This is a genomic window from Erysipelatoclostridium sp. An173 (genome assembly GCF_963931465.1).
GTDB lineage: Bacteria > Bacillota_I > Bacilli_A > Erysipelotrichales > Coprobacillaceae > Thomasclavelia > Thomasclavelia merdavium.
Genome location: NZ_OZ007017.1, coordinates 560811 through 576550 on the forward strand (window position 1 = coordinate 560811; position 15740 = coordinate 576550).

Below are 15740 nucleotides of genomic sequence, written 5' to 3' on the forward strand. Positions count from 1 at the left end.
TGCTGTAGAAGATATGTTAATAAAATTATTGAGGTAATAAAATGGGATTTGTTAAAGAAATTGTTTACAGATTACGTGGAGAATATACAACAGATAAATTAGTTTCAATGGGAATGACAGTTGGAAAAAATTTCAAAAGACTGAATGGTGTTATTTTAGATCCATCACATTGTTGGCTAATATCTATAGGTAATAATGTCACAATGGCACCAAGAGTACATATCTTATGTCATGATGCAAGTACAAAACAGTTTTTAAATTATACTAAAATAGGTAAAGTTACAATTGGAAATAATGTATTTATTGGTGCAGAAACAGTTGTTTTACCTAATGTTAAAATAGGTAATAATGTTATTATTGGTGCTAATAGTATAGTTTCTAAAGATATTCCGGATAATAGTGTTGTTGTTGGAAATCCTGCTAAAATTGTTTGCCTCTCTAAATGATTATATAGAAAAACATAAAAGAAATATGGAAAATTCTCCAATATATGACATTGATTATACTTTAAGAGGTAAGTTGACTGATGAAAAAAAACACCAAATGATAAAAGAGTTAGACAAAGGAGTTGGGTACATTGACTAACTTAAATTATTTTCCATTGATTAGTGTTATTGTGCCTGCTTATAACATAGAAAACTATATTGAAAACTGTTTAGAAAGTATTATAAGGCAAACATATAAAAATCTTGAGATTATTGTTATAGATGACGGATCAACAGATAATACCGGAAAAATTATTGATAATTTTTCTAATTTTGATAAGAGAATAAAAGTAATTCATAAAAAAAATGAAGGTGTGTCAAAAGCAAGACTCCTTGGTGTAGAAGAATCTAAAGGAGAGTACATTGGATTTGTTGATGGTGATGATCAAATAGAAAAATATATGTATGAGCATTTATTGAATAATGCTTTAAAATACAGAGCTGATATTTCACATTGTGGATATCAAATGAATTTTCCAGATGGTCATGTTGATTATTATTATAATTCAAAAATGATAATTGAACAAAATAAAGATAAAGGATTAAAAGATTTGTTAGAAGGAAAATATATTGAACCTGGTCTTTGGAATAAATTATTTAAGCGACAGTTATTTACAAATTTAATAAAAGAAATGGATTTTGACATAAAAATAAATGAAGATTTATTAATGAATTTTTATTTATTCAACAAATCTAATAAGTCTATATATGAGGATGTTTGCTTATATCATTATATTCTTAGAAAAAATTCAGCATCAACTTCAAAATTAAATGAGAATAAACTAGAAGATCCATTAAAAGTTTTGAAACTATTATTGAATAAAACAGCAGGTAATTTAGAAATTTATAATGTTGTTTATAAACGCTACATAAACCAACTTATAAATATTTCAACATTGTCATTAAAAGAACAAAAGGAATTAATTTATACATATAGAAAAAAAATTAGAAGAGAATTAAAAAAGCAATTAGTTACTATTTTTAAGAGTAACTGTGGAATTAAAATAAAAATGTTTTCTTTGTGGGTTTCAATATGGCCCAAAAGTTATACTTTTGTACATTTTATTTATGCAAAAGTAAAAAAGATAGATAAAAAATATCAAATATGAAAAGGAAGACAAATAGTATGGGAGATTTAATAAGTATTATAATTCCTGTATATAAAGTTGAAAAATATTTGGATAGATGTATCAAATCAATTGTTAATCAAACATATAAGAATTTAGAAATTATTCTAGTTGATGATGGTTCACCTGATGGTTGTCCAGAAATATGCGATAAATGGTTATCAAAGGATGATAGAATAAAAGTTATCCATCAAAAAAATATGGGAGCTGGGGCTGCCAGAAATAATGGATTAAAAATTGCAAGTGGTAATTTTATATCGTTTATAGATAGTGATGATTACATATCGCCAAAAATGTATCAAATATTATATGAAGTTTTTTCATATAATGATGAAATTGATATTGTTGAATGTGGCTATGATATTACAAAAGATGATGAAATTGATTTTGAGGATCGTGAAATAGGTGATTACAGAATATATTCAAAAATGGAAGCAATGCATGAAAATATAGTAGATAATATTTTTAGACAACTTATTTGGAATAAATTATATAAAAAAAAGGTTATTGATGGAATTTTATTTCCTTTAGGAAAGAAAATAGATGATGAATTTTGGACTTATCAAGTAATAGGTAAAGCTAATAAACTTGTGCATATTCCAAATAAATTATACGCATATTGTCAGCAAGATAGCTCTGTAATGCATTCTTTAAATGCGTGTAGTCGTCTTCAATCGGTAGAAGCAAAATGTCAAAGACATGAATATATTTGTAAAAATTTTCCTGATTTGGAAAGGGAAAGTAAAATAAATTTATGGTTCACTATTATTTATCAAGGACAATTGGCTCTATACATTAAAGATAAAAAAACTAAAGAGAAAATCTGGAGTTATTTAAATGATTGTTGTAAAAAATATCCAATAAAAAGTTTTAGAAAAATTAATAATTTAAAGCAAAGGGTATGGCTGATATTAGCGGAAAAATCTCTTAAATTAACATGTAAGATAAGGAGTTGTTTAAAAATTGGATTGTAAAAATATATTAGTATCTGTAATTGTACCTATATATAATGTTGAAGATTATCTTGAAAAATGTGTTAATAGCATAATTAATCAAACATATAAAAATTTAGAAATAATTTTGGTAGATGATGGGTCAACAGATAAATCATCTGAAATTTGTGACAGTTTTGCTTTAAAAGATAATAGAATAAAAGTTGTTCATAAAGTTAATGGCGGGTTATCTGATGCAAGAAACGCAGGGATAGATATAGCCAATGGCACTTACTATAGTTTTATAGATAGTGATGATTATATTTCTGAAAATACCATTGAATCATTACTAAAGTGTGCGTTAGATGCTTCAAGTGAAATTGCCATATGCAATATAATTAAATTTAATAAAAAGGGGATAGAATCCCCTTTTTATTGTCCTGTAAATAAAAAGACTATTTATAATGGTATTGATCGTTTTAAAACTCTAAATCAACCATCTGTATGTAATAAATTATTTTATGCAAGATTATTTGATAATATAAGATTTCCTAAAGGAAAATATTATGAAGATACTTTTGTATATCATGAATTATTATATAAAGCCAACAGTGTTGTACTCACAGGGGAAAATGGTTATTGGTATCTAACTAGAGATAGTGGAATTATTGAACAATCAAAATATAATAAAAATTATTTTGATTTTATTGAAGCTGTTTGGTTGAGAGCTAAATTTTTAATAGAGCATGGTATTCAACCATATGGAAATGAGGCGTGCCTAAGTCTATATGTTGCTGTATCAAATATGGAAAAAAATTTGATTAAAACAAGTGAAAATATTGACTGTTTTAAATTGGCAAAAGAAAGATATAGATTTGCATATTCGATTTTAATGAAAAAAGGTACGAAAATAGGAATAAAACAAAAAATCAGATTAGTTTTATTAAGATATTTACCTAAATTACATAAAAAATTATATGGAGGATAAAGATGAATATAATACAAAGATTGGAGTGGAGATTGTATAAAGAAATAAAAAAAAGACGTTTGAAAAATAAAACTGCAACGATTATTTCATCAAATTGTAATGGAGAATTTATATATTATGATATGGGCTTGCAGTTTAGAACACCTACAATAAATCTAAGTTTTGATATGAATGATTATATTAAATTTTTAGAAAATTTAAGTTGGTATATGGAGCAAGAAATTCAACCATATAATGATAGCAGATTTAATTATCCTACAGGAATGCTTGGTGACATTGAAATTCGTTTTAATCATTATAAAACTTTTGAAGAAGCCGTTGAAAAATGGAATGAAAGAAAAAAAAGAATTGATTGGAATAATATATATATATTAGCTATTGATGGTGATAATTGTACATATGAGAGTATGAAAAGATTTGATAATCTTCCATATAAAAATAAAGTTATATTTACTCATAAAATATATCCAGAAATTAAATCATCTTATTATATAAAGGGTTTTGAAAATGAAAAAGGGGTTGGAGTTCTGATCAGTTTTAAAAATAAATTTTTTGTTAGAAGATATCTAGATGATTTTGATTATATAGCATTTTTAAATGGAAAGGGGAAATATAATGCATAAAATTCCAAAAATAATTCATTATTGCTGGGTGGGAGGAGCACCTAAACCTAGATCTGTTATTTATTGTATTGAGAGTTGGAAAAAATATTGTCCTGATTACGAAATAAGAGAATGGAATGAATCTAATTATGATTTTAAAAAAAATCAATATATGAAGGAGGCATATGATGAAAAAAAATGGGGATTTGTTCCTGATTATGCTCGTTTAGATATTATATATCAATACGGTGGTATATATCTTGATACAGATGTTGAAATCATTAAAAATATAGATTCTTTATTAGAAAATGAAGTTTTTTTTGGCTTTGAAAATACAGGCACTGAAGAATATTTCATAAATTGTGGACAAGGCTTTGGAGCAATTAAGCAACATAATATTATAAAACAGTTAAGAGATTTTTATGATAATATTTCTTTTTATAATCCTGATGGAAGTTTAAATATGTTGCCGTCACCACATTATACAACGCAAGTATTAAAAAAATATGGTCTTGTGCAAAATAATACAGATCAAAAATTTCTTGATATAATGATTTATGCATCAGATGTACTTTGTCCTAAAAATTTTCATACTAGCGAAATTTATAAATCTGAACGTACAGTATCTATTCATCATTTTACAGCGTCATGGATGGATGAACAGATAAAACATGAATTAAAACGTCATCAGCGATTAGAAAAGCGTTATGGAAAAAAATGGGCTCAAAGGTATTTATGGGTCGAAAGTGTATGTAAAAAATATTCAGGTGTGTATATGTTTACGAAACTTCCCAAACGTCTCATAAATAAGGCTAAGACTAGGTTAATATATCTAATAGAATCTATTCCAAGTTATAAGGAGTTACTGATAGCTAAATACACAAAAATTGGAAACGGAACTCCTATATTACTTGATCCGGCATATGATGGAGATAATGTTGGTGATCAGATTATAATGGAAAATTGTTTACAACAGTTACCGCCAGAATTTGCTAATGATGATGTAATTCATATTCCTACTCATCGTGATCTTACAAATAGAGAACAAGAAGATTTAATGTTATCGAATATTAAAATATTGTGTGGTACTAATGCTTTATCTGGACATATGAGATCTTATGGTTTATGGCGAATGAATTCTCATATCAAAATATATAAAAATACAATTCTTATGGGAGTAGGCTTTGATTCTAACAGTAAAACATATGATCTATATACAAAAAAATTGTTTATGACTATTTTGTCTTCTAAATATCTTCATTCTGTACGAGATACTTTTTCAGAGACAATGCTTCATAACATGGGAATAAAAAATGTGATTTATACAGGGTGTCCAACGATGTGGAATATCACACCAGAATTATGTTCTTGTATTCCGAAATCTAAAGCAAAATATGTTGTTTGTACAATAACTGATTACAATATTAATCTTCAAAAGGATCAGGCTATGCTAGATATTCTTTCAGATTGTTATGAGCAGGTCTTTTTATGGCCGCAGGGGATAGAAGATGAAGAATACTTTCAAAAATTAAAAATGGAAGATAATGTAAAAATTCTCTCTTTTGGACTTGATTCGTATGATAAAATTTTAGATTTTGAAAGTATTGATTATGTGGGTACAAGATTACATGCAGGAATTCGTGCTTTAAGCAAAGGACATCGCACAATAGTTGTTTCGATTGATAATCGTGCCAAAAATATCGGGAAGGATACTGGATTGCCAGTAATAGAACGAGAAGATATAGAAGTTTTACTAGAAGAAAAAATTAATTCAGAATTTGACACAAATATATATATACCGATTAATAATATTAAACGTTGGAAAAAACAATTATAGACAATTATTAATAGTTTTTAGAGGAAAAATAATATGAATACAATAAAAAAATTATTTTACAAATTATATATTTATATAATGTATTTCCTAAAATGTGGCAAAATTGAGAATATGACATTAGTAGAAGCTAAGAAAATACTATATGATTTTTATCCTCAAAAGGAACCTAGATTTTACCAAGAAGTACAGTATAATCCAAAATATGATTTGATGATTATTGTTCCGGTATACAATACACAAGATTTTCTTGATGAATGTATACAATCATTAATTGAACAAGTTACTAAATATTCATATAAAATAGTGCTTGTTGATGATGGTTCAACAGATTGTTCAAGTGCTATTTTAGATAGTTACAAAGGGAATGAAAAAGTTGAAATAATACATAAGCAAAATAGCGGGATAGCAGGAGCAAGAAATACCGCTTTAAAAAACATATGCGGGCAGTATATTATGTTTGTTGATTCTGATGATTTACTTACTGATGATGCAGTCGAATTGTTGATGGATGCTGCTTTTGAAAAAAAAGCAGATATTGTAGAAGGTACGCATGTAGAATTTATTGATGTTAAACCTAAAGGTAAGTGTGAAAATAAAAAAATGCAAATTAGTGGTTATCCTTGGGGAAAAGTTATTTCTGCAAAAAAAATGATTGATCTTTGTTTTCCAGAAGGGTTTCAATATGAGGATACTATTATATCAACATTATTGATTCCAAGCTGTAAAGTAGTATGTACAATTCCAAATATAATATATTATTATAGAAAAAATGAAAATAGTGTAACTGCTTCATTAGAAAAAAAGAAAGAATCACTAGACACTTTTTATATGACATTATATTGTTTTGATGAATCACTAAAACGAGGTTATGGAATTCATTTAGAGGCATTTTTATGTCAAGTTCGCCTAAATTGGTTGAGAACACAAAATCTACCACTTGACATAAAAAGGGCTGTTTTTATTTGGGAAATAGAAATTCTATTCAAGTTATTTGATAAGAGAAAATTTAATATCGGAAAAGCTTTACAAGAGTTAGAAAGAGTTTTAAAAAAGCGTAGTTTTTGCGCTTATGAATGGCTTATGAATAATTGGCAATATTGGGATATTTAAAAATATAATCAATCGAGGGCAACGATGTTAAATAAATCAAAATAACGAAAAGCTAGAATTAAAATGAAAGGAGAAATTGTTAAGTAGACAAAATCAAGGTATTATCGAAAGTACAAATTAGATTTAAAATAAGAAAATATACCTAATTAATAAAGATGTAAAAAAGTTGTAAAGTTATATATGTAAAAATATTAGTTTACATTAGAAGTCATTAAATTTTGAGGTGAAACGTGGTAATCAATTTATAAAGTAGAATAATTAATTGCTATTGAATTTCTTTGGTATTTTTGTGTTTTTGTTGAAGTAGTTGAATAAATAATATTACAAGTTTATATCTTGATGGAAGTCACTTTATAGAAGAAAATATGAAAAGTCGTTCACGTACAGAATATTCATTATTAAATATCATAGCTGGAGTAGGTGGATATATTATAAATACTATTATGGGTTTTATTTGCCGAATGGTATTCGTACAATGCCTTGCTGCTGACTATTTAGGGGTAAATGGATTATTTACTAATATTTTATCAATGCTTTCTTTAGCAGAATTAGGTGTTGGTGGAGCAATTGTTTATGCATTATATAAGCCGTTGGCTGAAAACGATGAGAATAAGATTGCGTCTTTGGTAAAAGTATATGGTACTGCATATAAAGTTATTGGTATTATTATTGGTGTTGTAGGTATATGTCTTATGCCTTTTTTAGATATTATTATCACTGAACAACCTAATATTACAGAAAGTATTTATGTTTTATATCTTTTAAATTTATTTAATACTGTAATTACATATTTTTATAGTTATAGAAGTTCTTTGCTTATTGCAGCACAACAGAATTATATTGTTGTAGGTATTAATTATATCATTACAATATTACAAAGTATTTTTCAAATGATTATACTTGTTACTACACATAATTATATGGCATATATTCTTATACAAACAATAGGTACCATAATATATAATCTAACAGTATCGCATGTTGCTGTAATAAGATATCCGTGTATTACTAATAAAAATGTTGAACCGTTATCGAAAGATGAAAAAAAATCATTATTCAAGGATATTAGGGATTTAACAGTTTATAAAGTATCTGGTCTATTAGTAAATAGTACTGATAATATTTTAATTACTTTTTTTAAAGGATTAGCAACAACAGGAATCACATCAAATTATACTTTGCTCATTAATACTCTTAATTCATTATTGGGACAGGTTTTTAATAGTTTGACAGCAAGTATTGGAAATCATAACGTTACTGAATCAGAAGACAGAAAATTTAAAATGTTCAATTTTATGAATTTAATGAATTTTTGGATTTTTGGATGGGCTACATTAGGGATAATATTTTGTTCGAGTGATATAGTTCGTTTATGTTTTGGGGAAGAATATGTTTTATCAATAGAAATACCATTTATTATGTCAGTTAATTTTTATACTGTTGGTATGTTGAATGCCGTTTGGACTTATAAGCATACATTAGGATTATTTAGATATGGTCGTACTCTTCAAATTGGAACGGGAATAATTAATATTATATTTTCAATTATACTTGGTAAGTATTTTGGTGTCTTTGGAATATTAGCAGCAACTTTTGTAGCGAGACTTTGCACTAGTATATGGTATGATCCATATGCTGTATTTGTACATGGCTTTAAAAAATCTCCTAAATTGTATATAAAAAAATATTTATACTATATATTAGTTCTATTTATAGCTGCAATATGTTGTATGTTTGTATTTATGTTATTTGTAAATATTCCACTATTAATAAAGGTATTATTAGAAATAATAAGTTGTAGTATAATTGCTAATATTGTTTTTTATCTATTTTTTAGAAATACACCTGAGTTCAAAAAATTAAAGGAAATTATAATAAATATTAAGCAGATTTTTAAAAGTTTTATATTCCCTTGATAATGTATAATATCTATAAGTATAGAATTAGTTAAATTAAAATATTTTAATTTAACTTTGGAAAGGAAAACTATGAAGAAAAAGATCATGTACATTTTAATAACTATTTTTGTTTGTATATCTTTAATCTTGTGCTATTTTATTTATATCTCATACTATAAAGTGGTAATTACTGATTATGAGATATCAAGTGCCAAGATAAATAATGATGTAAACATAGTCATGATAGCTGATGTACATGACCAGCACTGCAAAGTAAAGGATAAAATCGTAAACAGAATTGAACAGCTGGAACCTGATATCATCCTGTGTGTCGGCGATATAATCGATAATGAGTCAGAATCAGATAGAAGTACTATTGAATTTTTAAATTCATTATCAGAAATCTCTGATGTGTATATGAGCCTGGGCAATCATGAACTGGAATATCCTGACAGTAAAGATCTGATAGAAGATATAAAAAATACCGGAGCTAAAGTACTGGATAAGGAATATCAGGATATCGAAGTAAACGGGAATATGATAAGGATCGGCGGTATGTATGATTATGCATTCAGTCAGGAAACCGGTGATATCGATCAGGCAACGATGAAAAGCGATGTCTACAGTTTTCTGACTGAAATGAAACAGACTTCGTCGTTCCAACTGATGATGGCCCATCGTCCTGACAGTTTTATTTTTGGCAAGGCTTATAAATGGGACTTTGATCTAGTTGTCAGCGGTCATTATCATGGCGGACAGGTGATCCTGCCATATGTGGGCGGTCTGTATGCACCGGAACTGGGATGGGTCCCGGAAGTTGATTACGGTCACTATAAATTAAAGGATATGGATATGATAGTTACCAGAGGAATAAGCAGCAGCGATGAAAAGTTTCCAAGATTCAATAATCCACCGGAAATAGTTTCGATTACATTAAAGGCAGAAGAGGGGTAGTTATGAACAGTGAATTGGTTACATTATTAAAAGATGCTCGTTTAAATCGTGCATCTGAATCGATAAAATTAGATTATCAGAAGTTATTTGATTTAGCGAACCAGCATCAGATCAGTGCTCTGATTTATAATCAGATTTATAATTTTGGTGATTTTCCAATGGAATTGAAAGAAATTTGGAAAAGTCAGACATTTAAGATCAATGTTATCCAGACCAGAAAGACAATGAAAATGCTTCAGGTGTATAAACAGTTTCTAAACCAGAATCTAAAAGTACTGATTGTCAAGGGATTGATCTGCCGCTCATTATATCCGCACCCTGATAACCGTCAGTCAAATGATGAAGATTTATATGTTCAAAAGGAAGAGTTTGAAAAAACAAAAGATATCCTGCTTAAAAATAATTTTGCTGTCGTTTTGGAAAGCAATGATGTCACAACATTTATAGATCCGGTTTCCGGATTATCAATAGAGCTGCATACAGCTCTTTTTTCATTGGAATCAAAAGCATATGGAAACTATCAGAAATACTTTGATCATGCATTTGATGAATGCATAGTTCATCAGATAGATGGCGTAAATGTTTATTCATTAGAATACAGTCAGCATTTATTATTTCTGATCCTGCATTTTGTAAAGCACTTTTTTCATGGCGGGGTCGGAATCAGACAGGTGGCTGATATCGTCATGTACAGCGAAGCCTATGGAAATAGGATCGACTGGGACAGACTGTATGCTGTTTTAAAAGATTTAAATATTTATATTTTAATTATTAGTTTATTTGCTTTAGCTCATGATCATCTGGAATTTGATTATACAAAGATCAAAGTACCGGATGATATTGATAATAATGATTATCAGGATCTGTTCGATGATATCATGGATGCCGGTATTTTTGGTCAATCATCATCAGAACGGATCCATTCAGCAACGATTACTTTAAATACAATTGGAAATGGAAAAACATCGGTTATTAAAAGTATTTTTCCATCACTGAAAGAAATGCAGTCAAAATATAAATATTTAAATAAGTATCCGATTTTGTTACCGGCTGCTTATTTATCAAGGATACTGAATTATAAAAAGAACAATTCATCAAAAAACAGCCAGAAAACAATTGAAGTAGGCAGACAGAGAGTGGAACTGTTAAAAAAATACAAAGTAATTAGATAGAGGTTATTATGTATAAGATAGGACAGCTTATTTTTGAAATAACAGGTATCAAGGAATCGATGATGCCTGTAAATATATTAAAATTCAAAACTGATGAATTGCCGAAGTATCATTATCATATAAATATTGCTGATCAGATCAGTTTGGATGACAGCGATTTTAATGTTAATAAGCAGACAATAAAAATAAAAAACGTAAACGGTTTAGAAACCAGATATCTTTCATTTCCTATGGATGACAGGTTCTATGCTAAATGTGAGGAAACCGATGAAGCTCATACAATGATAAGTTTTCATCGGGATTATGTTAATTTTTTGAATATCGATACTGTTTTTAATTCAATGCTTTCGTTAGAAAGAAGAATGAATCAGTATAAAAACTATGTTTTACACAGCTCTTATATTGTTTATCAGAATCAGGCAGTTTTGTTCAGTGCCCCTAGCGGTACTGGAAAAAGTACACAGGCAGATCTATGGAAGAAATACCGTGATGCAGAAATCATCAATGGTGATCGAACATTACTATCAAAAGAAGATGATTGTTTCTTTGCTAATGGCTGGCCTGTTTGCGGTTCATCCGAAATCTGTCATAACCGCAGATATCCGTTAAAAGCCATTGTAATGCTTGATCAGGGTCCGATAAATGAGATAAAGGAGTTATCCGGTATTGAAAAAACAAAACGTTTGATCAAAGAAATAACGATTAATTACTATAATCAGGAATACCTGGATAATGCTTTAAAATTTATTGAACAGTTAATAAAAGAAATACCAATCATTAATCTGAGCTGTACTGTCAGCCGGGAAGCAATAGATGTTTTAGACATTTATTTAAGCAGGCTCTGATAAATCTGTAAGAAAATACGAAGTGAGTGAAATGAACAAGTTAGACACTAGAGAGTATATAACGATACTGAAAGGTTTAGTAGATGAAGGAAGAGAAGTCAATATGCATGTCCTTGGAAGTTCGATGGCACCGTTTGTGGTCCATGAACGTGATGTGATCTACTTTAAAAAACCGGAAAGAAAGCTTCGCAAGGGTGATATTGCTTTTTTTCAAAGGAAGAACGGACAGTATGTGGTCCACCGTATTTATAAGACAAAGGGAAATCAGTACTATTTTGTCGGTGACAATCAGACAGACATTGAAGGACCTATAGATGAAGGACAGATATTTGCAACGGTAACTAAAGTAAAAAGGAAAGGGAAGATGATCGGACCAGGAGATTTCTGGTGGGAGTTCTTTGCCCGGGTATGGATAAGGATCATACCTGTCCGGGCATTTTTAGCAAGATTATATGGAATTTTTAATAAAGGAAGATAGATATGGAATCAATAAAAATGCTGATAGAGAAATTTAAGGACGGCAGTATCAAGGAGATGTGGGAAGAGATCAAATGGATGTTTTCCTACGGAAAGAACTATAAAAAGGAAATAGTATTCTATACGATCTTAGGTGTGTTTTCTACCGTGATGTCGCTGATCAGTTCTGTTGCCAGCAAGGAGCTGATCAATATCGTAACAGGGATCCAGACCAACCGGGCTCTTGAGATGGCAGTGCTGATGGTATCGATGTCGCTTTTCAGTCTGCTTTTCAATCAGGCAATGTCAAGGATCACACTGAAGATCAATATCCGGATCCAGAACGAGATCCAGGCTGATATCTTCGATAAGATAATCGAGGTCAACTGGCTTGATCTGTCAAGATATCATGGCGGGGACTTACTGAACCGATTCAGCAGCGATGTCGGAACAGTAGCCAACAGTGCCATCGGATGGGTACCGAACCTGATCATCAATTTTTTCAGTTTCGTAGCGACACTGTGTCTGATCCTGTACTATGATCCAACGATGCTGTTTTTAACACTTGCCAATATGCCGATCATGCTGCTGTCATCAAAAGTAATGATGTCAAGACTGAGAAAATACGATATGAAGGTCAAGGAAATGAACAGCGAGATGATGGCATTTGAAACAGAGACCTTCAGCAATATCGATTCCATCAAATCATTCAGTCTGGTGCATCTGTTCAGTGACCGTTTAAAAGGATTCCAGAAAAGATTCAAGGATGTAAGCCTGGAATACAACTGGTTCAGCATCAAATACAATACTATTATTTCATTGCTGGGAATGGTGGTCAGCTTCAGCTTTTACGGCTGGGCAGTATACCGGCTATGGAGCGGAGCAATCAATTATGGAGAGATGACGCTGTTTTTACAGCAGTCAGGACGTCTTTCATCGACGTTCAGTGCACTGGTATCGATCATCCCGTTAACGATCAGTGCTACGATATCAGCCAAACGTCTGATGGAGATCATCTTCCTGCCAAAGGAACCGCTTGATATCAAAACGAGCGAATATCTAGACAGGATCCAGGATAAAGGATTTTCCTTAGAACTGGAGGATGTCTATTTTTCATATATACAGAATAAAAATGTATTAGTTTCATCTGATCTAAAGGCTAATCCGGGAGAAATAGTTGCACTGGTAGGACCGAGCGGAGAAGGGAAGACAACGATGATCCGTCTGTTTTTAGGACTGATAACACCGAATCAGGGGAATGCCTATCTGATCGATTATCAGGGAAAGAAATACCATCTTGATGCATCGACGAGATCGCTGTTTGCCTATGTACCGCAGGGAAATACCATCTTTTCAGGAACGATAGCTGAAAACCTGAGAATGGTCAAGGAAGATGCCAGTGATGAAGAAATCATAAAAGCTTTGAAATCAGCATGTGCCTATGAATTTGTATCCCGGTTAGAAGGAGGCATCAATGCCAAGATCGGAGCCCGGGGACAGGGCTTATCGGAAGGACAGTGTCAGAGAATTGCCATTGCCAGGGCCCTGCTGCGTGAGGCACCGATACTGTTACTGGATGAAGCAACGAGTGCCTTAGATGTTTCAACCGAAAGAAAAGTATTAAATAATATCATGATCAATCATCCAAATAAGACATGTATAGTAACGACCCATCGTCCAAGCGTCTTAAATATGTGTCAGAGGGTCTATCGGGTCATGGATACTAAACTAACGGTATTAAGTGAAGAAGAATCTGCCAAGATGGCAATGGATTTTTAGGAGGAGAAATAATGATCGATATACACAGTCATATCTTACCGATGGTCGATGACGGGTGTCAAAGCATCGATCAGGCTCTGCAGATGCTTGATCAGGCTTACCGTGACGGGACCGATGAAATCGTTCTGACACCTCATCTGGCCTATCCTTATCATTTTGAAAATCCTTCTGTCAAGATCAAAGATTTATTCAGTGATTTTCAAAGGATCGTCAAAGATGCCGGGATTCCTGTTAAGCTGTATCCTGGCTGTGAGTTCCTGTTCGATTCGGTCGAAAGCTTTTATGAACACTTAGACGAGATCACGACATGCAATGATACCAGATATTTATTAATGGAATTTTTCTTTGATGCCGACGGTAAAAAAATGATCGAAGCAGTCAGATGTGCTGTAGAAAACGATCTGATACCGGTCATTGCTCATCCGGAGCGCTATGAAAGCATCCAGGTATCTGATCATCTGGCTAAGGATCTGGTATCTTCAGGAGCACTGCTGCAGATGAACAAGGGCAGTGTCTTTGGAAAATACGGTATGATGGCCAGAGATACGGTCATGGATCTATTGGAAGCACATTTAATATCCTTTGCCGGAAGCGACGGTCATCATCCGGTCCATCGCAGTGCCCGGATGTACCGTGACTATCAGTTTGTAAAGGAGCTTTACGGCAGAGATTACAGTGAAGCGATCTTCAATGACAATGCCGCTAAGATGTTAAGGAACGTTGATATAAGGGGGACAAAAGAGTGAAGAAAAACTGTAAATATTTTATTTTAGGAATCCTTTTAATTATCGGTTACGGGGGATTTATATTTATCCAGGGACGTGATGACAAGGTCGGACATGATCCGCAGATCACGGTACCTCAGACACCGCTGACCGTAAGTGTGACCAGTGAAGAATCGACGCTGCTGCAGGATGTCAGTGCCAGCGACGAGGAAGACGGTGATCTTACATCACAGGTGTTTATCGAAAGCATCTCTGCTTTTCAGGAAAACCAGACCAGAACGGTTACCTATGCTGTTTTTGACAGCGATGACAATCTGATCAGAGCGACAAGACAGCTAAGCTACAGCGATTATCAGGCACCGCAGATCACGCTCACTAAAGCACTTGCCTTTCAGTATCTTGAATCAAATGATTCATTAAAGGATTATGTCAGTGCCAGCAGTGTCGTTGACGGCGATCTTACATCGCAGATAGCGATCGAAAATGTCGAATATACAAATGACAGTGAACTGTGGGCAACTTTTTCAGTAACCGACAGCTGCGGTACTGCTTCATCGCTGCGGCTAAAAGGAACCTATCTAAACAGTCAGAGCAATATCGAAATAGAGCTGACAGACTATCTGATCAGGGTACCGGTCGGGACAGCGATCCGTCCGATGCAGTATGTATCGAATGTAACGTTTGCGGGAGTGAGCGACAGTTCATTAGAAGAAGAGATCGAAGTAACGAACAATTATGATCCATCCGCACCTGGTACATATGAATTTATCTATCGAATTTCACAGGGAGCAGACACCGGTTATACCAAACTGGTAGTAATTGCTCAATAG

15 protein-coding genes are annotated in these 15740 nt (G+C 31.7%); all 15 read left to right on the plus strand.

The genetic code is table 11. The features are described 5' to 3' along the window. Positions 1-41: 41 nt before the first annotated feature. Complete coding sequence (locus ABGT36_RS02930; protein ID WP_346676740.1) at positions 42-446, plus strand: DapH/DapD/GlmU-related protein; 405 nt, start codon at positions 42-44, stop codon at positions 444-446. Positions 447-577: 131 nt separating this feature from the next. Further along, positions 578-1594, plus strand: coding sequence for a glycosyltransferase family 2 protein (locus ABGT36_RS02935; protein ID WP_346676742.1), 1017 nt, complete (start codon positions 578-580; stop codon positions 1592-1594). A 17-nt stretch (positions 1595-1611) separates the two neighbouring features. After that, entirely contained in the window at positions 1612-2586 is a 975-nt protein-coding gene (locus ABGT36_RS02940) for a glycosyltransferase (RefSeq protein ID WP_346676744.1), read from the plus strand. Continuing rightward, positions 2576-3532, plus strand: coding sequence for a glycosyltransferase family 2 protein (locus ABGT36_RS02945; protein ID WP_346676746.1), 957 nt, complete (start codon positions 2576-2578; stop codon positions 3530-3532). The genes ABGT36_RS02940 and ABGT36_RS02945 overlap by 11 nt, the downstream gene beginning before the upstream one ends. Before the next feature lie 2 nt (positions 3533-3534). Then, positions 3535-4155, plus strand: coding sequence for a DUF1919 domain-containing protein (locus ABGT36_RS02950; protein ID WP_346676747.1), 621 nt, complete (start codon positions 3535-3537; stop codon positions 4153-4155). Continuing rightward, positions 4148-5971 (plus strand): polysaccharide pyruvyl transferase family protein, encoded by a 1824-nt coding sequence (locus tag ABGT36_RS02955; RefSeq protein ID WP_346676749.1) that lies wholly within the window; start codon positions 4148-4150, stop codon positions 5969-5971. The genes ABGT36_RS02950 and ABGT36_RS02955 overlap by 8 nt, the downstream gene beginning before the upstream one ends. A gap of 111 nt (positions 5972-6082) precedes the next feature. Further along, on the plus strand, positions 6083-7081 hold the full coding sequence (locus ABGT36_RS02960) for a glycosyltransferase family A protein (RefSeq protein ID WP_346676751.1): 999 nt from the start codon (positions 6083-6085) through the stop codon (positions 7079-7081). 365 nt (positions 7082-7446) lie between these two features. Beyond that, on the plus strand, positions 7447-8997 hold the full coding sequence (locus tag ABGT36_RS02965) for a hypothetical protein (protein ID WP_346676752.1): 1551 nt from the start codon (positions 7447-7449) through the stop codon (positions 8995-8997). Positions 8998-9069: 72 nt separating this feature from the next. Beyond that, positions 9070-9933: a metallophosphoesterase gene (locus ABGT36_RS02970; protein WP_346676753.1), complete on the plus strand. Its 864-nt coding sequence runs from the start codon at positions 9070-9072 to the stop codon at positions 9931-9933. A 2-nt stretch (positions 9934-9935) separates the two neighbouring features. Then, on the plus strand, positions 9936-11105 hold the full coding sequence (locus ABGT36_RS02975) for a nucleotidyltransferase family protein (protein WP_346676755.1): 1170 nt from the start codon (positions 9936-9938) through the stop codon (positions 11103-11105). Positions 11106-11113: 8 nt separating this feature from the next. Further along, entirely contained in the window at positions 11114-11950 is an 837-nt protein-coding gene (locus ABGT36_RS02980) for a hypothetical protein (RefSeq protein ID WP_346676757.1), read from the plus strand. A gap of 31 nt (positions 11951-11981) precedes the next feature. Beyond that, positions 11982-12428 (plus strand): S24/S26 family peptidase, encoded by a 447-nt coding sequence (locus tag ABGT36_RS02985; protein WP_346676759.1) that lies wholly within the window; start codon positions 11982-11984, stop codon positions 12426-12428. Between the two features lie 2 nt (positions 12429-12430). Beyond that, complete coding sequence (locus tag ABGT36_RS02990; protein WP_346676760.1) at positions 12431-14185, plus strand: ABC transporter ATP-binding protein; 1755 nt, start codon at positions 12431-12433, stop codon at positions 14183-14185. 11 nt (positions 14186-14196) lie between these two features. Beyond that, positions 14197-14931, plus strand: a complete 735-nt coding sequence (locus ABGT36_RS02995) for a CpsB/CapC family capsule biosynthesis tyrosine phosphatase (protein WP_346676761.1) — start codon at positions 14197-14199, stop codon at positions 14929-14931. Next, positions 14928-15740 (plus strand): hypothetical protein, encoded by an 813-nt coding sequence (locus ABGT36_RS03000; RefSeq protein ID WP_346676762.1) that lies wholly within the window; start codon positions 14928-14930, stop codon positions 15738-15740. The genes ABGT36_RS02995 and ABGT36_RS03000 overlap by 4 nt, the downstream gene beginning before the upstream one ends.